Raw genomic sequence first — 17,117 nt, forward strand, 5'->3', positions numbered from 1 at the left:
CAGGCGCCTTGGCGCCCCCCGTCCCCCGATCAGGCCGGGACGGGGAGACCGGTGGCCGACGGACGGACGAGTGGCGCGGAGGAAGACGAGGAGACGCACTCATTCACCTACAGCGAACCGATGCTGACGGTCCAAAAGGACAATCCTCCCGCAGTCGACACGAGGTACGACCCTCCGACGAGACGCTCAGTCCCGCCAACCGCGCGTGCGAGCCCTTGCGCACGGGGGGTGCGGGCCCGCGTGGGTCAGCTCGAGCCGTTGGGGTGGAGGACGACCTTTGTCCAGCCGTCGTCACGGGCGTCGAAGTGCTGGTAGCCGGCGGGGGCCTGGTCCAGCGGCAGCTCGTGGGAGACGATCCATGAGGGCTTGGCCTTGCCCTGCTCTATCAGGGCGCACAGCTGTCGGTTGTATGCCTTGACGTTGGCCTGGCCGGTTCCCATCGACTGGCCCTTGAACCAGTACAGGCCGTAGTCGAAGGCGACCTCGCCGTCCTCCTTGTACAGCTTGTCCGGGCTCCCCGGGTCGTGCGGTACGAAGACACCCACGACCCCGATCGTCCCGGTGAACTTCACCGAGTGCACCAAGTTGTTGAGCGTCAGGTTCGGGTGCTCGACACCCTGAGGGTCGTGCGCCTGGTAGCCCACGCACTCACACCCGCGGTCGGCTCCCAGACCGTTGGTGAGCTCGTTTATCTGGTCGATCGGCGAGGCCTTGGAGTCATCGATGGGAATCGCACCGATCTGCTCTGCGAGTGCGAGCCGGTCCGGGTGACGGTCGACGACCATCACCTGCGCCGCGCTCTTGAGATTTGCCGACAGCGCCGCCATCAGACCGACCGGCCCCGCGCCATAGATGACAACGGTCTCACCCGGCTGCACGCCGGCCAGCTCCGTGCAGTGCCAGCCGGTCGGGAAGATGTCGGACAGCATCACGTAGTCGGTCTGCTTCTCCCGCGCGTCCTCCGGCAGCACCAGGCAGTTGGAGTCGCCGTACGGAACCCGCAGGAACTCTGCTTGACCGCCGTTGTAGGGGCCCATTCCCGCGAAGCCGTATGCGGCACCGGCCATCGTCGGATCCACCGGTGTGGTCAGGCAGAAGGCGGTCAGCCCGTTGTCACAGTTGCGGCAGAACCCGCAGCTGATGTTGAACGGCAAACAGACCAGATCCCCCACCCGCACACGGTCCACGCCGTCGCCGACCTCGATGACCTCCCCCATGTTCTCGTGGCCGAGGACACGCCCCGTCTCCATGTCCGTGCGCCCCTCATACATATGCAGGTCCGACCCGCAAATGTTGGTGGAAGTGATCTTCACCAGCACATCCGTCGGCCGCTCGATCCTCGCGTCCGGCACGTCCTGCACGTTCACCGAACGCGGCCCGTCATACACCAGAGCCTTCATGGGCATTCCCTCCTGTCCGATATGGATTCACGAATGAATCAACCGCGATTGCTATGCATGCGCCGCGGGAAACGCGCACGGAGGACGCGCATGGCTACCAGCGCCGGTACACAACTGACCGACACGTGGTGAAGAGGTTTCGCAAAATGCTCACTCATTTACCGGGGAGCCGTACGGCACCAAAGGCCGGGCCGCTGCTTCCCGGTGGCTCTGCGGCCGCAGCAGCAAACGCAACCAATGCGCCGTCCAGAGGAGTACTCAATTAAAGCCTCCCACCGGGACACTGCATGTCAACCGGAGATCGGCGAAGAATATTTGGTCATCCCTGCTGCAGGGCCAACCGTGACGGAACTACGGGAATTCCATGTCACAGCAATGCGGGTGACGGTGGTGGAAGCCGGGAACGAAGAAGGACTGGACGACTCCAGGACGCAGTGGACCACGCCTGCCGTCACCGAGATCGCTGTGGCCGCCGTACCGTCTTCGCCTGGAGGCGTGTACACCTTCCTGCCACTCCGCGACGACCTGACCCCTCCGCTGGCCGGCCATCTCAACGCGCCCTTCTACAACAAGAGCGACCGCACGGGATGCGACAGGGAACGCCCGCTCAACACCATGCTCCTCGACGCCGCGGCGCTGGGGGACAGCGCGGAACCGGACGCCGTACGGTTGGCGGTGGATCTTGTGAGCTGGCAGGCGGCGTGGGCCGGGCGGTGGCCGCGGCGGACTCAAGGACGAGGGCTTCTCGTAGCCGAAGTGATCGGTGATCTCATCTCGCTCTCCAGGGCCGACTCTGCAACAGCCTCCCTCACCGGTCAGCTGCAGGCCCTCGCTCCGGGCCCGGTCAACCAGCATCGCGACGGGTTGCTCGTCCGACGCAGCCGACGGCATGCAAGTCTCTCCCTTGATCAGCAGATCCGCCGTTGATTGGAACTTCCATAATGGGGCAGCCCACTGCCGCTGGCGCCGCTCGCACGACAGTTCTAGCGGGGCATCAGCCTGGTCCGCCCAGCACGATCGTCCACACTCGGGTCGCCACCTGGAGGTTGAGGCGGTCCTCGACGTTCGCGAGGTCGTTGCCGCTGATGTCGCGGATGCGCTGGAGCCGATAGCGCAGCGTGCTGCGGTGGATCGCGAGGGATTCGGCGGTCTCGTCGTAGTTGCCGCCGCAGTCGAAGTACCGGGACAGGGTCTCCACCATGGCCGCGTGGTGCCGGGAGTCGTAGTCGATGAGCAGGCCGAGCCACTCGTGGACGAACGTCTCCAGTTCCCGGAAACCGTTGCCAGGTCCCAGGATGCGGTACAGGCCGAGCTCGTCGAAGAACGTCGTGCCGTAGCGCTCGCGGGAGTGGCGGCGCACTTCCAGGGCGCGCTGCGCCTCCTCGTAGTGGTGGGGGATGTCGTCCAGAGAGTCGCACGGGGCGCTCACTCCGATCGTCCCGGACCGTGTCCCGGTCTCCCGGGCGAGCGCCTCGTACAGCGCGCGTGCGTGCGGCCTGTCGTCGGCGACCAGGACCACGTGGTCGGAACGCGGGGTCAGCAGCGAGCGCATGCCCACGGCAGAGGCCGCCCGGCCCACGGTATGCGCGAAGGAATCGTCCGCAGTCCGGTTCGACCACTGCACCACGACGATGTAGTGGCTGCGGTGCAGGTCGTGTCCGACTGCCTCGGACCGGGCGTAGGCGCTCGCCTCGTCCGTCCCTGCCAGGAGGTCGTCGACCAGCTCGCGGTGCAGCCTCAGCTCCACCTCGGCCAGGTTACGCAGGTGCGCCAGCTCCAGGGCGAGCGACGTGGCGGCGTGTTCCAGCGCGAGCACGGTGTGCTCGTCGGCCTCGCCCCGGGCATCGACCAAAGCCAGCACGCCCAGCACCTCGCCGTGCGGGCGGACCAGGGTGATCAGCCGGTCCTTTATCCGCACCGGCCCGACCTCCCGGGCGACGGCGCGCAGCATTTCGTCCTGGCGCACGGGGTCCGGTTCCGGATAGGGGTCGGGGCGGCTGGGGCCGGTCCAGGACCTCAGCCGACCGAAGCGGTCCTCGACCAGTGCGGGGAGTCCAGTGAGCTCGTGCAGTGCGCGGGTGATGGCTTCCTCGCTGCCGCCCGAGGCAGCGACATCGGCCATGAGCGCGTGAACAGCCCGCTGGTACCCCAGCTCAGCCTCGACGGAGATCAGCTGCCGCTGGAGGGCTGTCCGTTCCTCCCTCAGCCGGTGCAGCTCCAGCGCGTCCTCGCGTTGGCGGCGGTCTGTGAAGGCGACTGACAGAGCAGCAGCGGTGTGCCGGACGATCGTGGCGAGCAGGGATCGCTCGGCCTCGGTGGGCCGGGAGCGGGACGTCACCACGAGGTAGCCGTGGAGTCCCTCAAGTCCGCGCAGCCCCAGGGCCCGGCCCCAGGGCCAGCCGGGTAGGGTCACAGGGCCGTCTTGCCCGGCCAGCTCCCGCACCCTCCGGTCCACGGCGGCATGGATCTGCCCGCCCCTCGGGCCGGGGACCAGGACGCCGTCCACCCTGAGGTATCCGGCCTCGGCGCTGTATGGCCCCGCGGCGGCTATGTGGTCCATGGCCAGGCGCAGGATCTCGCCTTCGTCCCGGGTGTCGAACAGGGCGCTGGAGAGCACCATCAGTTCGTGAAGGGCATAGGCGGCTGGGGTCGGAACGGGTGGGCTGGGCTCTGTCCGCGCGGCCGTGGACTGTCGCCCGGCGCTGCCCCGCGGAAGGCTGCCCGCCCGGTCGGAGCGGCGGCGGTACAGGTTGTGCGCCCGGCTGCTGGTCATGGGATTACTCCCTTCCCCCAACAAGCCCTCAGAAAGGTGAATGCGACCCTTCCTGTACGCCTCTCCGACCAACTTACCCGAGATGTTCGGAGACCTCGTCTCGTGCTCGCGGGGCGACGGGTTCCGTTGTTTTTTGACCTGCCGGGCGCAGGCGTAGAGCCGCTTGGTTAAGCGAGTCTGGGGCGTGCGGGTGGCGCCATGCGCACCGGCAGGAAGGACTGGGCGATGCTCGAGAAGCCTCGCAGGCCCGTTGACACGTACGAGACGTACCAGGGAGCCGAACGCACCGGCGACCACCTTTCGGACCAGGGGTTTCCCGTGCAGAGGGTGGCTGTCATCGGCCAGGACGTCTGCCTCGTCGAGCAGGTCATCGGCCGGATGGACTACGGCAGGGCTGCCCTGCACGGAGCGGCGAGCGGGGCCCTTCCCGGTGCGTTGATCGGCTGGCTCTTCGGCCTGGTTGACTGGGTGGACCCGCTCGTCTCCGCCCTGCTCGTCGCCCTCTACGGCGTGATTTTCGGAGCGATCGTGGGCGCGCTGTTCGGTCTGCTGCTGTACACCCTGCGGGGCAGCCGCCGGGATGACGGCGAGGTGCAGCGGCCGGACCGGGCGGGTCCTGCGACTTCGGATCGGGGTTTGGCCCCCGTCCGCTCGATGCAGCCCAGCCGGTACGTCGTCGTCGCCGGCGCTGGTGGTCCGCAGCCCGCCGAGCAGCCGTACGGCCTCGTCGGCGACCGCTTCGTCCGGACGTCCCGCCCATACCTCAACGATCGGATCCGCAGCGTCGGCGCAGGCCGCCGCATCGGGAGGAGTTCCTCATGGCCAAGGCAGTCGGCATCGACCTGGGCACCACCAACTCGGTGATCGCCGTGTGGGAGGGCGGCGAGCCGTCCGTCGTGCCCAACAGCGAGGGCAACCGCACGACACCGTCTGTGGTGGCTTTCACCGACAGCGGGGAACGTCTGGTGGGCCAGCTGGCCCGGCGCCAGGCGATCCTCAACCCGAAGGGCACCATCTACTCGGCCAAGCGGTTCATCGGCCGGCACTTCGACGAGATCTCCGACGAGGCCAGAGCCGTGGCGTACGACGTGGTCGAGGGCGACGGCGGGGCGGCCCGCTTCAAGGTGCGCGACAAGCTCTATGCGCCTGAGGAGATCAGCGCACAGGTACTGCGCAAACTCGCCGACGACGCCTCCAAACAGCTCGGGGAGCGGGTCACGGAGGCGGTCATCACGGTGCCCGCCTACTTCAATGACGCTCAGCGCACCGCCACCAAGGACGCCGGACGGATCGCGGGACTGGAGGTGCTGCGGATCGTCAACGAGCCGACTGCGGCTGCCCTCGCGTACGGCATGGACAAGAAGCAGCACGAGACCGTCCTCGTCTTCGACCTGGGCGGCGGCACCTTTGACGTGAGCATCCTCGACGTCGGCGACGGCGTGGTGGAGGTGCGCTCCACCGCCGGCGACAGCCACCTGGGCGGCGACGACTTCGACCGGCGTCTGGTGGATTACCTCGCGGACGACTTCCAGAAGGACAACGGCATCGACCTGCGCAAGGACCCGCAGGCGCTGCAACGACTGTTCGAGGCGGCAGAGAAGGCCAAGACCGAGCTCAGTTCGGTGACGCAGACGCAGGTCAGCCTGCCGTTCATCACCGCCGACGCCTCGGGCCCCAAGCACCTCACCGACTCGATCATGCGGTCCACGTTCGAGCAGATCACCGGCGACCTGGTGGAGCGTTGCCTGGGACCGGTCCAGCAGGCAATGGCCGACGCCAAGGTCGGCGAGAGCGACATCGACGAGGTCATCCTCGTAGGCGGCTCCACACGTATCCCGGCGGTCCAGGCCCTGGTCCGCCGGCTGACCGGCGGCAAGGAACCCAACATGAGCGTCAACCCCGATGAGGTCGTGGCCCTGGGCGCCGCGATCCAGGCCGGGGTGCTCAAGGGCGAGGTCAAGGACGTCCTGCTGCTCGACGTCACACCCTTGTCGCTGGGCCTCGAGACGCGCGGCGGAGTGATGACGAAGATCATCGAGCGGAACACCACCATCCCGGTGCGCCGCAGCGAGACCTTCTCCACCGCCGAGGACAACCAGCCGGCCGTCGATGTGGTGGTCCTCCAGGGCGAGCGCGAGAGGGCCGCCGACAACCGGGTGCTCGGCCGGTTCCAGCTCACCGACATCCGGCCGGCGCCGCGGGGCGAACCACAGATCGAGGTCACCTTCGACATCGACGCCAACGGCATCCTCAACGTCAGGGCCCGCGACCGGGACACAGGCAAGGAACAGGGCATCACCATCAGCGAGAGCTCCAACCTGGACCGCAGTGAGGTCGAACGCATGGTCCAGGAGGCCGAGCACAACCGAGGCCAGGACCAGGCACTCCGCGAGGCCGTCGACGCCCGCAACGAGCTCGACGCCGTCGCCTACCAGGTCGAGAAGCGCCTCGCCGAACTGGGCGACGCAGCGCCCGCACACGAGAAGGCACGCGCCGAGATGCTCGTGTCCGACGCCCGGGCGGCGGTCAAGGAAGAGGCGGACGTGGAGCGCGTACGGACCCTGACCTCCGAACTCCAGCAGGTGCTCGCCGGGCTGGTGGCCCATCAGGGCGCCGCCGCCACGGGCGGTCCCGGCCAGGACGCCGCCCCCGGTGGTCCCACCAGTGGCGTTGGCGGTGGCGACGATGTCATCGACGCCGAGTTCGACAAGGACTGAGGCGCGCCATGCCCAGCCACCCCCAGGAACCCGACCGGGCCGCGTCGGATCCGGTCGAACCGGTCCCGGAAGGCACCGTACGCCCTCCTCGCGGGGATTTGCCGCAACCGGGCCCGCCGACCCGGCCGGAAGCGGCGAACGGCGAACCGGGACCCGACGCCGCCGGCCCCGCGCCTGTCGAGGACGAGTACACGACCGCGATCCAGGAACTGGAGGACCGCTGGCGGCGCGCGCTCGCTGACCTCGACAACCTTCGCAAGCGTCACGCCAGGGAACTGGAGCGCGAACAGGCGGTCGAGCGGTCCCGCACGGCGGCCGCCTTCCTGCCCGTCCTCGACAACCTCGAACTCGCCCTGACCCACGCCGGGGCCGATCCGAACGCGATCGTGGAGGGCGTCCGGGCCGTACGCGACCAGGCGGTGAACGTCCTCGAACTGCTCGGCTACCCGCGGCGGGCGGAGACAGGCGTCGCCTTCGACCCGGCCCGGCACGAGGTGGTCGGCGTCGTCCAGGACCCCGACGTCGAGCCGGGCACCGTCGTCGAGGTGCTGCGCCCCGGCTACGGGGACGGCGAGCGGCAGCTCAGGCCGGCCGCGGTGACCGTCGCGAAGCGGGAGTGACCGGCGATGGCACGGGACTACTACGAGGTGCTGGGCGTGTCGCGGAGCGCGAGCCAGGACGAGATCCAGCAGGCATATCGCAAACTCGCCCGCAGGTACCACCCCGACGTCAACAAGGACCCCGGGGCGGAGGAGCGTTTCAAGGACCTCAACGAGGCATATGGCGTCCTGTCCGATCCCAAGTCCCGGGCCCGCTACGACCGCTTCGGCGAGGATTTCCGTAAGATCCCGGAGGACTTCGACGAACGGGTCGCGGCGGGCGCGGGCGGCGGCTTCCGCGGTCGGAGGGCCGCAGGCGCGGGCGGTCCTCGCGTCCGGTACGCCACCGGCTTCGGCGATGACTTCGGAACGGAAGGCATCGACATCGAGGACCTGTTCGGCTCCATGTTCGGAGCCGGCGCCGCCCGAGGCGGCGTCCCCGGAGCGGACCAGGAGGCCGAGCTGCCGCTCACCGTCGAGGAGGCGTACCAAGGCGGCCGTCGCACCGTCACGCTCGCCGGTCCCACCGGGCAGCCGCGGCGGTACGAGGTCGACGTGCCGCCGGGCGTGACCGATGGGCAGCGCATCCGGCTGGCGGGCGAGGGCGGCCGGGGTAGTGGTGACGGCCCCGCGGGCGACCTGTACCTGCGGGTGCGTATCCAGCCCGACCCCCGGTTCCGGCTGGACGGCCGCGACGTACACGTCCAGGTCCCCGTCGCCCCCTGGGAGGCGGCCCTGGGTGCGAGCGTGCCGGTGCCCACGCCCGGCGGCGGCACGGCCAAGGTCACGGTGCCCGCGGGTTCGTCCAGCGGCCGGCGGCTGCGGCTGCGTGGCGAGGGCATGCCGAACCCGCGCGGCGCGAACGGCGACCTGTACGCCGAAATCCGAGTCATGGTGCCGCCCACCCTCGGCGACCGGGAGCGCGAACTGTTCGAGGAGCTCGCCGCCACCTCCTCGTTCGACCCCAGGAGGACGCGATGAACGACCGAACCGCGGGAGCGGCAGGCGGGCGGGCCGGCGTGGGCGACCGTCCGGTACGAACGGGCGCCGACATCACCGCCTCGACGGCTGTCCGGTACGCGCTCGTGCCCGCCCCCAGGCTCTCCCTGCAGACCGTGGCCCGCCGCTCGGGCCTCCATCCCGATCTGATCTGCCGGTTCGTCGCTCTCGGCCTGGTCGACGCCGAGCGCGACGGCGCGGGGCGCCTGGTGTTCGACCCCTCGGCCCCGGCGGTCCTTGCCCGCATCCAGCGGCTGCGCTCCGGACTCTGCCTCAACTACGCATCCATCGGCCTGGTGCTCGACCTGCTCGACCGCATCAGCCTGCTCGAGGCCGCCCTGCGCGGCCGCGGCACGAGGAGTGAAACACCCCCATGGACATGAACCGTCTCACCCAGAAGTCCCAGGAAGCCCTCCAGGAGGCCCAGACCGCGGCCGTCGGCATGGGGCAGACCGAGGTCGACGGGGAACACCTGCTGCTCGCACTTCTCGATCAGGAGGACGGTCTGATCCCGCGGTTGCTGCAACAGGCCGGCACCGAGCCGAAGGAACTGCGCGCTGCTGTGCGCGAGGAACTGGCCCGCCGCCCGAAGGTCACCGGCCCCGGCGCGGCACCCGGCCGGGTTTTCATCACTCAGCGCCTCGCCCGCCTGCTCGATGCCGCCGAACGGGAGGCCAAACGGCTCAAGGACGAGTACGTGTCCGTGGAGCACCTCCTGCTCGCCCTGGCTGAGGAGAGCTCTTCAACCGCCGCCGGACGACTGCTCAAACAGGCCGGCATCACCAGGGACTCGTTCCTGAGCGCGCTCACCCAGGTCCGCGGCAACCAGCGCGTCACCTCCGCCAACCCCGAAGTGGCCTACGAGGCTCTGGAGAAGTACGGCCGCGATCTCGTCGCCGAGGCCAGGGATGGCAGGCTCGACCCGGTCATCGGCCGGGACGCCGAGATCCGCCGCGTCACCCAGATCCTCAGCCGCAAGTCGAAGAACAACCCGGTCCTCATCGGCGATCCCGGCGTCGGCAAGACCGCCATCGTCGAGGGTCTCGCCCAGCGCATCGTCCGCGGCGACGTGCCCGAAGGACTCCGCGACAAGATCGTGTTCGCCCTCGACATGGGCTCCCTGGTCGCCGGCGCCAAGTACCGCGGTGAGTTCGAGGAACGCCTCAAGGCCGTGCTCAGCGAGGTCAAGGCCGCCGAGGGGGGCATCTTGCTCTTCGTCGACGAACTGCACACCGTCGTCGGCGCGGGCGCCGCCGAAGGGGCCATGGACGCGGGCAACATGCTCAAGCCGATGCTCGCCCGCGGCGAACTCCACATGATCGGCGCCACCACCCTCGACGAGTACCGCAAGCACATCGAGAAGGACGCCGCCCTCGAACGCCGTTTCCAGCAGGTCCTGGTCGACGAGCCGAGCGTGGAGGACACCATCTCCATCCTGCGCGGACTGCGCGAACGCCTCGAGGTCTTCCACGGCGTGAAGATCCAGGACACCGCGCTGGTCTCCGCGGCCACCCTCAGCCACCGCTACATCACCGATCGATTCCTGCCCGACAAGGCCATCGACCTCGTCGACGAGGCATGCGCCCGGCTGCGTACCGAGATCGACTCGATGCCCGCCGAACTCGACGAGATCACCCGCCGCGTCACCCGCCTGGAGATCGAGGAGGCGGCCCTGTCCAAGGAGACCGACCCCGCCAGCAAAGCCCGCCTGGAGGAGCTGCGCAGGGAACTGGCCGACCTGCGCGGCGAGGCCGACGCCAAACATGCCCAGTGGGAGGCCGAACGGCAGGCGATCCGCCGCGTGCAGGAACTGCGCCAGGAACTGGAGCAGGTCCGCCACGAGGCGGAGGAGGCCGAACGCGCCTACGACCTCAACCGCGCCGCCGAACTCCGCTACGGCCGCCTCCAAGAGCTGGAGCGCCGACTCACCGCAGAGGAGGAGCAACTGGCCGCCAAACAAGGACAGAACCGGCTGCTGCGCGAGGTCGTCACCGAGGAGGAGATCGCCGAGATCGTCGCCGCCTGGACCGGCATCCCCGTCACCCGCCTGCAGGAGGGCGAACGCGAGAAACTGCTGCGCCTCGACGAGATCCTGCGCGAGCGCGTCATCGGCCAGGACGAGGCCGTCAAGCTCGTCGCCGACGCCATCATCCGCGCCCGCTCCGGTATCCGCGACCCTCGCCGCCCCATCGGCTCGTTCATCTTCCTCGGCCCCACCGGCGTCGGGAAGACCGAGCTGGCCAAGACCCTCGCCCGGGCCCTGTTCGACTCCGAGGAGAACATGGTCCGCCTCGACATGAGTGAGTACCAGGAGCGGCACACCGTCAGCCGACTGATGGGGGCTCCGCCCGGATACGTCGGCTACGAGGAAGGCGGCCAGCTCACCGAGGCCGTACGCCGCAAGCCGTACTCCGTTGTGCTGTTCGACGAGATCGAGAAGGCACACACCGATGTCTTCAACACCCTGCTGCAGATCCTCGATGACGGCCGCATCACCGATGCTCAGGGCCGCACCGTCGACTTCCGCAACACCGTGATCATCATGACGTCCAACATCGGTTCCGAGCACCTCCTCGACGGTGCCACCGCCGAGGGTGAGGTCAAGCCGGACGCCCGCGCCCTGGTGATGGGCGAGCTGCGCGGGCACTTCCGCCCGGAGTTCCTCAACCGTGTCGACGACATCGTGTTGTTCAAGCCGCTCGGTGAGGCCCAGATCGAGCGGATCGTGGAGCTGCAGTTCGACGAGCTGCGGCAGCGGGTCGCCGAACGTCGCATCACTGTCGAACTCACCGACGCAGCCCGCGAGTTGATCGCCCACCAGGGCTACGACCCGATCTACGGGGCCCGGCCACTGCGGCGCTACATCTCCCACGAGGTCGAGACCCTGGTCGGACGCGCCCTGCTGCGCGGCGACGTCCAGGACGGCGCCACGGTCCGCGTCGACGCCGAGCACGCAGAGCTGGTGGTCACCTACGACCAGCCGGAGGGAGCCCGGGAAGCGAGGGCGGCGTGAGCACCACCCGGACGACGACTGTGACCTGCCCGAACTGCGGGCGTGACAACCGGATTCCCGTGGCCGCCGAGGGACGTCCCAAATGCGGCCACTGCAAGCAGCCCCTGCCCTGGATCGTCGACGCGGGCGACGACGACTTCGCCGAGGTCGCCGACAACGCCACCCAGCCCGTCGTCGTCGACCTCTGGGCCACCTGGTGCGGCCCCTGCCGCATGGTGAGTCCCGCCCTCGAACAGGTCGCCCGGGACCTCGCCGGACAGATCAAGCTCGTCAAGGTCGACGTCGACAAGAACCCACGGCTCAGCCGGCGGTTCGAGGTGCAGGCGGTGCCGACCCTGCTTGTCCTGGACCAGGGCGAGACGGTCGCCCAGCAGGCCGGCGCGGCACCCGCGCACGTCCTGCGCTCGTGGGTCGAGCAGGCGATGGCGGGCCGGCAAACCACTGCAGGAGAGTGAACACGATGGGCCGGCCACGCGGAATCCCCACGAAGCCGCAGTCCCCGAGACTCCGGATTTGCACGGAACGTATCCCCGGTCGACGGACGAACAGATCGGGTCGACGGCAGCATCGAACGAGTCGTACACACCGTGCTGGAGGCTCCGGAACGGGAGCGGCGATGTCCCGCCGGGCTGGTGCCGCCACCCCGGAGCTGCGCCGCTGGGTGAAGGAGAGCATCGCGGGCCGCGGCTGAGAAGTCCCACCCAGGAAGGAGAACCCTGATGGCCACGATTCCCGACCCGCACCTGGCGATGGTGCGCCCAGTGACGCCGCGTACCCCGGAAGGCTGCGAGGAGTGCCTCATGGAGCGTTCCCCGTGGGTGCACCTGCGGCTCTGTCTCACCTGCGGGCACGTCGGCTGCTGCGACTCCTCGCCCCTCAAGCACGCCAGGCAGCACGCGGGCAGCGCCGGTCACCCCATCGTGCAGTCCTTCCAGCCGGGAGAGGACTGGCGCTGGTGCTACGTTCACGAGGCCCTGGTCTGATGAGCGCGGCCGAGCACAAGCAGAGTGCGGTCCGCGAGACACCGGACCGATACGGGGCGTTCCCGCGCCTGACACCGGAGCAGTTCGAGGACCTGACCGCGCACGGTGAGCGCCGAAGGACCGCCGAGGGCGAGGTGCTGTACCGCGAGGGCGAGCCGTTCCGGGAGTTCCTCGCGATCCTCAGCGGGACCGTCGAGATACTCCACGACCTCGGCGGGCCCGACGAGCGCACGGTGGCGGTGCACGGACCCGGCAGATTCCTGGGTGAACTCGGGCTGCTGGAGGGCCAGGCGGCGTTCGACACCGCCGTGGTGCGCGAGGCGGGCGAGGTCCTGGCCGTGCCGGTGGAGCGGCAACGCGCCCTGGTCGGCCGCGACCCCGTCCTCGGCGACCTGATCCTCCGCGCTTACCTGGGCCGCCGGTATCTGCTCATCGGCCTCGGCGCCGGCTTCCGGATCCTGGGGTCGTGTTATTCACCGGACACGCTGCGGCTGCGTGAGTTCGCCGCCCGCAACCGGCTGCCCCACCGCTGGGTGGATCTGGAGAAGGACAAGGAGGCGGAGGCGCTGCTGTGCCGGTTCTCCATCCGTCCCGAGGAGACTCCGGTGGTCATCTGGGAGGGCGAGCGGGTGCTGCGCAATCCGAGCAACGCCGAACTCGCCCGGCTCATCGGGCTGCCCGCCCCCTCGCCGGAGGCCGGGCGGTGCGACGTGATGGTGGTCGGTGCGGGCCCCGCGGGACTCGCCGCCGCCGTGTACGGCGCCTCCGACGGCCTCACCACGGTCACCGTCGACGCCGTGGCCACCGGGGGCCAGGCCGGTACCTCGTCTCGCATCGAGAACTACCTTGGCTTCCCGTCGGGCATCTCCGGGGGCGAGCTCATCGAACGCGCGGTGCTCCAGGCCCACAAGTTCGGTGCCCGCCTCATGGTGCCGGCCCAGGTCAGCGGGCTCACCCCGCAGGACGACGAGTACGTCGTCACCTTCACAGACGGGTCCCAGGCCCGGGCGGGCGCCGTGGTGCTCGCCTCGGGCGTCTGGTACCGCAGGCTCGAGGTGCCCGGCATCGACCGCCTGGAGGACATCAGCGTCTACTACGCGGCGACGGTCCACGAGGCCAGTCTCTGCCAGGCGGATCCGGTCGCCGTGGTCGGCGGCGGGAACTCCGCCGGGCAGGCGGCGCTGTTCCTCGCGAACCACGCGTCCAGGGTCCACCTCCTCGTCCGGGGCAGTGACCTCAACGCGGACATGTCGCGCTACCTGGTTGACCAGGTGGAACGGCACCCGAAAATCGAGGTGCTGCTCCACACCGAAGTCCAGGGCGTCTCCGGGGAGGAAAAGCTGGAGTCGCTGACGGTGGAGGACAACGCAAGTAGTGAGCGCCGGGAACTGCGGGCCGCGGCGCTGTTCGTGTTCATCGGGGCCCGGCCGCGCACGGAATGGCTCAGGGGCGTGCTGGCCCTGGACGAGAAGGGCTTCGTCCTCACCGGCGCCGAGGCCCAGGCGGCGGCCGACGCGACCCGGTGGGCCTCGCTCGGCCGTGGTCCGTTGCTGCTGGAGACCACCCTTCCCGGGGTCTTCGCCGCCGGCGACGTGAGGAGCGGCTCGGTCAAACGGGTGGCCTCGGCCACCGGTGAGGGTGCCATGGCGATCCGCCTCGTGCACGAGCACCGGGGAAAGACGGGGAATCTGGTCCGCTCCGCTGGCCCGTAGGGCGTCGGCTGCGAGGAGGCGCAGCGCGCCCTGGAAGTGCGCCGCCACTCCCGCGAGCGCTACGGCACGACGTTCTTCGACGAGCTCGGCCTGTACCGCATCCTGGGACCTGGCAACGGTTTCCGGGAACTGGAGACGTTCGTCCACGAGTGGCTCGGCCTGCTCATCGACTACGACTCCCGGCACCACGCGGCCATGGTGGAGACCCTGTCCCGGTACTTCGACTGCGGCGGCAACTACGACGAGACCGCCGAATCCCTCGCGATCCACCGCAGCACGCTGCGCTATCGGCTCCAGCGCATCCGCGACATCAGCGGCAACGACCTCGCGAACGTCGAGGACCGCCTCAACCTCCAGGTGGCGACCCGAGTGTGGACGATCGTGCTGGGCGGACCAGGCTGATGCCCCGCTAGAACCGACGCCGCCTGTGGACGACGGCAGCCTGAGCGTCAGCGGATGCTGCGGCAGATGTCGCGGCAGGAGCGAGGCGAGCGCAGGGGGCCGGACACCACCGACGGGAGACGCCCGGGCCGCGGCCCGCGCGTCACAGGGCGATGACGTGGAGGTCGACCAGGTCGAGCAGCGCCCGCAGGGCCGAGCTGGGCCGCCTGGTCGACGACGTGCCGAGATGCATGCTCCAGCGGAGCATGGTGCCGTGGACGTCCAGGACTTGCAGGCCGGGGGTGCGGGCAACGGCGAACGCGGGCAGGAAGGCGATGCCCAGACCGTGCCGGACCAGTGCCGCCCCCATGTCGATGTCGGGCACTTCCAGTGCCACCCGGCGTACGACGCCCGCCACCGCGAACGCCCGGTCGACCACCTCGCGGTTGCCGTAGCCCGGCGGGAAGTCCACGAAGGGCTCCCCCGCGAGGTCCGCAAGTGCCACCTCCCCCCGCTGCGCGAGCGGATGGGCAACGCTCACCACCAGGACGAGCGGCACGGTGGCCAGCTCCCGTGCGTCGATCCCGGCGGGTTTGTGCTCGGGCAGCGACAGGAAAGCCACGTCCAGGTCCCCGCTGAGCAGTGCGTGCGCCAGTCCCGCCGATCCGGTCGTCGCCAGCCGCAGCCGGACGTCGATCGCTGGATGCCGCGCGTGCAGCTGCCCGAGGAGCGCAGGCAGGTCCACCACCTCGACCGAGGCCATGGCGCCCACATTCACCGTGCCGCGCAGCGTGTCCTGTGCGGCGCGCACGGCGTCCTGGGCCGCCTGGGCGGCGTGCAGGGTGGCCCGAGCCTCCGGCAGCAGCGCCGCGCCCGCCCCGGTGAGCCGGACCTGCTGCGACGTGCGCTCGAACAGCTCGCAACCGAGCTCGCGCTCCAGGGAGCGGATCGCGGCGGACACCCCGGACTGCACCACGTGCAGCCGTCGGGCGGCACGCGTGAAACTCAGCTCCTCGGCGACCGCGATGAAGTGCTCCAGCTGGCGTAGCTCCACACGAGAAGTATCACTCGCATTGCTCGAGCCCAGCAAAAACATTCGTTGGCACTGATCCCGGCTGGTGAGGAGAATGGAAAGCGCCATCCACTTCCGCCCGAGGAGGGGTACCCCTGCCTGCCGTTTCGACGCCGCTGAGCCGTCCCACAGCCGACGCTCCCGACGACCCGACCCACCCGATCCCAGCACCCGCTCCCGCCGACCTGCCGCCCCGCGCCCCCGCCCGGCGTCGTGCCTCGCACACGACCGGCTTTTGGTTCGTGGCGGTGGCCTTCACCGTGCTTATGGCCTTCGGTACCGCGCCGACCCCGCTGTGGCCGCTGTACGAGGCCCGGGACCACTTCGGCGCGACCACGGTCACGGTGGCGTACGCCTCGATGGTCGTGGGCGCAGCGGCCGCCTTCCTCGGACTGGGACACCTGTCGGACCGGCTCGGCCGACGGCGCGTCATCGTCCCGGCGCTGCTGGTTGGCATCGTCGCGTCGGTCGTACTGATCGCGTGGCGGGACCTGCCGGGGCTGATCGCGGGCAGGATCCTGAACGGTGTCGGACTGGGGTTGATGGCCTCGACCGCGACGACGTACCTGCACGACCTCCACCACGAGGCCCGTCCGGAACGGACGGGTTCGGTGCTGCCCGGCATCGTGGCCACCGCCGCCAACCTCGGCGGCCTGGCCTCAGGGCCCCTGGTCGCCGGAGCCGCCGCCGAGTGGCTTCCCATGCCCCTGATCACCGCCCAGGCGATCTTCACGCTCGCCATGGCAGTGTGCCTGGCGCTGGTGCTGTCCACCCCGGAGACCGTGGACCTGGAGCTGCCCGCGGCCGAACCGCCCAGCAGGTTCGTCCTGCGCCCCGGCGGCGGGCGGACGTTCGGCGCCGCCGGCGCGCTGGGCGCCTTCGCCTTCGCGATCCTCGGCCTGATCTCCTCCCTCGGGGCGAGCGTGCTCCATGGCACCCTGCACACCGACTCGCACCTCGTGGTCGGCTTGTCGGCCTTCCTCATGTTCGGTTCCGCGGCGGCCGGCCAGCTGGTGCTGGGCCGCCTCCCACTGCCCCGGGTCCTGACCGTGGGGGCAGTGGTATTCCCGGTCGGCCTGGTCCTGTGCGCCGTCGCCCTCTACCACCCGGCGCTCTGGCTCTACCTGGTCGCCGTGTCCCTGTCGGGAGCCGGCTCCGGGCTGCTGTTCAAGGGAGGCGTCGAACGTGCCGTTTCAGTGGCCGAGCCCGCCTCACGCGCGGGGGTCCTCGCCGTGTTCTTCGTCGTCGCGTACCTGGGAATGGGCCTGCCCTCCGTCCTGTTCAGCATCGCCCTGCGGCATTTCGCCGTGCAGACCGCGATGATCGGCTTCGCGGCGGTCCTCTCCTGCGGCGCCGTTGTGTCGGTCGCCGTCGCGTTGCGCGACCGCGCACCCGGTGCCGGCGCGCTCTCGGCGCAGTCCGCTCGCCCCTCCTGACCTCCCTGCGGCGCATGCGAGACTGGTTGCCT

14 protein-coding genes and 1 pseudogene are annotated in these 17,117 nt (G+C 69.8%); 12 read left to right on the forward strand and 3 right to left on the reverse strand.

Annotated elements, in window-relative coordinates; translation table 11 throughout:
- Window positions 1-245: 245 nt before the first annotated feature.
- Window positions 246-1,400 carry a glutathione-independent formaldehyde dehydrogenase gene (locus ACIA8E_RS04905; protein WP_354387759.1) on the reverse strand — a complete coding sequence of 385 codons (1,155 nt, stop codon included), beginning with the start codon at window positions 1,398-1,400 and terminating at the stop codon, window positions 246-248.
- Between the two features lie 381 nt (window positions 1,401-1,781).
- On the opposite strand from ACIA8E_RS04905, the gene ACIA8E_RS04910 reads away from it, so the two are divergent.
- Window positions 1,782-2,327, forward strand: coding sequence for a hypothetical protein (locus ACIA8E_RS04910; protein WP_399294603.1), 546 nt, complete (start codon window positions 1,782-1,784; stop codon window positions 2,325-2,327).
- Between the two features lie 67 nt (window positions 2,328-2,394).
- On the opposite strand, the gene ACIA8E_RS04915 is transcribed toward ACIA8E_RS04910, so the two are convergent.
- Window positions 2,395-4,173, reverse strand: coding sequence for a PucR family transcriptional regulator (locus ACIA8E_RS04915; protein WP_399294606.1), 1,779 nt, complete (start codon window positions 4,171-4,173; stop codon window positions 2,395-2,397).
- Between the two features lie 225 nt (window positions 4,174-4,398).
- Between ACIA8E_RS04915 and ACIA8E_RS04920 the strand changes: the two genes are divergently transcribed.
- From ACIA8E_RS04920 to ACIA8E_RS04965, 10 genes and pseudogenes are all read left to right on the forward strand, one after another.
- Window positions 4,399-5,037, forward strand: coding sequence for a general stress protein (locus tag ACIA8E_RS04920; RefSeq protein ID WP_399294609.1), 639 nt, complete (start codon window positions 4,399-4,401; stop codon window positions 5,035-5,037).
- A complete protein-coding gene (gene dnaK / locus ACIA8E_RS04925) occupies window positions 4,992-6,890 on the forward strand; it encodes a molecular chaperone DnaK (RefSeq protein WP_399294612.1) in 1,899 nt (632 codons plus the stop codon). Before ACIA8E_RS04920 ends, dnaK begins: the two co-directional genes overlap by 46 nt.
- Window positions 6,891-6,898: 8 nt before the next feature.
- The gene (grpE, locus tag ACIA8E_RS04930) at window positions 6,899-7,510 is read left to right on the forward strand and encodes a nucleotide exchange factor GrpE (protein WP_399294615.1); all 612 of its coding nucleotides are present in this window, start codon (window positions 6,899-6,901) and stop codon (window positions 7,508-7,510) included.
- 6 nt (window positions 7,511-7,516) lie between these two features.
- On the forward strand, window positions 7,517-8,470 hold the full coding sequence (locus ACIA8E_RS04935; protein WP_399294618.1) for a DnaJ C-terminal domain-containing protein: 954 nt from the start codon (window positions 7,517-7,519) through the stop codon (window positions 8,468-8,470).
- Window positions 8,467-8,871, forward strand: coding sequence for a chaperone modulator CbpM (locus ACIA8E_RS04940; protein WP_399294621.1), 405 nt, complete (start codon window positions 8,467-8,469; stop codon window positions 8,869-8,871). Before ACIA8E_RS04935 ends, ACIA8E_RS04940 begins: the two co-directional genes overlap by 4 nt.
- Window positions 8,862-11,501 carry an ATP-dependent chaperone ClpB gene (clpB, locus tag ACIA8E_RS04945; RefSeq protein ID WP_399294624.1) on the forward strand — a complete coding sequence of 880 codons (2,640 nt, stop codon included), beginning with the start codon at window positions 8,862-8,864 and terminating at the stop codon, window positions 11,499-11,501. The genes ACIA8E_RS04940 and clpB overlap by 10 nt, the downstream gene beginning before the upstream one ends.
- Complete coding sequence (gene trxA, locus ACIA8E_RS04950) at window positions 11,498-11,956, forward strand: thioredoxin (protein ID WP_399294627.1); 459 nt, start codon at window positions 11,498-11,500, stop codon at window positions 11,954-11,956. Before clpB ends, trxA begins: the two co-directional genes overlap by 4 nt.
- A gap of 264 nt (window positions 11,957-12,220) precedes the next feature.
- Window positions 12,221-12,484, forward strand: coding sequence for a UBP-type zinc finger domain-containing protein (locus ACIA8E_RS04955; RefSeq protein WP_355788924.1), 264 nt, complete (start codon window positions 12,221-12,223; stop codon window positions 12,482-12,484).
- A complete protein-coding gene (locus ACIA8E_RS04960; protein WP_399294631.1) occupies window positions 12,484-14,196 on the forward strand; it encodes an FAD-dependent oxidoreductase in 1,713 nt (570 codons plus the stop codon). The genes ACIA8E_RS04955 and ACIA8E_RS04960 overlap by 1 nt, the downstream gene beginning before the upstream one ends.
- 12 nt (window positions 14,197-14,208) lie before the next feature.
- A pseudogene (locus ACIA8E_RS04965) lies at window positions 14,209-14,598 on the forward strand (PucR family transcriptional regulator); the annotation flags it as partial.
- 142 nt (window positions 14,599-14,740) lie between these two features.
- Here the strand turns inward: ACIA8E_RS04965 and ACIA8E_RS04970 are convergent.
- On the reverse strand, window positions 14,741-15,631 hold the full coding sequence (locus tag ACIA8E_RS04970) for a LysR family transcriptional regulator (protein ID WP_399294633.1): 891 nt from the start codon (window positions 15,629-15,631) through the stop codon (window positions 14,741-14,743).
- A 266-nt stretch (window positions 15,632-15,897) separates the two neighbouring features.
- On the opposite strand from ACIA8E_RS04970, the gene ACIA8E_RS04975 reads away from it, so the two are divergent.
- Window positions 15,898-17,085 (forward strand): MFS transporter, encoded by a 1,188-nt coding sequence (locus tag ACIA8E_RS04975; RefSeq protein ID WP_399294636.1) that lies wholly within the window; start codon window positions 15,898-15,900, stop codon window positions 17,083-17,085.
- The last annotated feature ends 32 nt before the right edge of the window (window positions 17,086-17,117 follow it).

It is taken from the genome of Streptomyces sp. NPDC051664 (assembly GCF_044453545.1).
GTDB lineage: Bacteria > Actinomycetota > Actinomycetes > Streptomycetales > Streptomycetaceae > Streptomyces.

Coding starts and splice junctions, on each gene's coding strand:
- ACIA8E_RS04905 (WP_354387759.1), bottom strand. CDS start 1,400: ATGAAGGCTCTGGTGTATGACGGGCCGCGTTCGGTGAACGTGCAGGAC.
- ACIA8E_RS04915 (WP_399294606.1), bottom strand. CDS start 4,173: ATGACCAGCAGCCGGGCGCACAACCTGTACCGCCGCCGCTCCGACCGG.
- ACIA8E_RS04920 (WP_399294609.1), top strand. CDS start 4,399: ATGCTCGAGAAGCCTCGCAGGCCCGTTGACACGTACGAGACGTACCAG.
- dnaK (WP_399294612.1), top strand. CDS start 4,992: ATGGCCAAGGCAGTCGGCATCGACCTGGGCACCACCAACTCGGTGATC.
- grpE (WP_399294615.1), top strand. CDS start 6,899: ATGCCCAGCCACCCCCAGGAACCCGACCGGGCCGCGTCGGATCCGGTC.
- ACIA8E_RS04935 (WP_399294618.1), top strand. CDS start 7,517: ATGGCACGGGACTACTACGAGGTGCTGGGCGTGTCGCGGAGCGCGAGC.
- ACIA8E_RS04940 (WP_399294621.1), top strand. CDS start 8,467: ATGAACGACCGAACCGCGGGAGCGGCAGGCGGGCGGGCCGGCGTGGGC.
- clpB (WP_399294624.1), top strand. CDS start 8,862: ATGGACATGAACCGTCTCACCCAGAAGTCCCAGGAAGCCCTCCAGGAG.
- ACIA8E_RS04955 (WP_355788924.1), top strand. CDS start 12,221: ATGGCCACGATTCCCGACCCGCACCTGGCGATGGTGCGCCCAGTGACG.
- ACIA8E_RS04960 (WP_399294631.1), top strand. CDS start 12,484: ATGAGCGCGGCCGAGCACAAGCAGAGTGCGGTCCGCGAGACACCGGAC.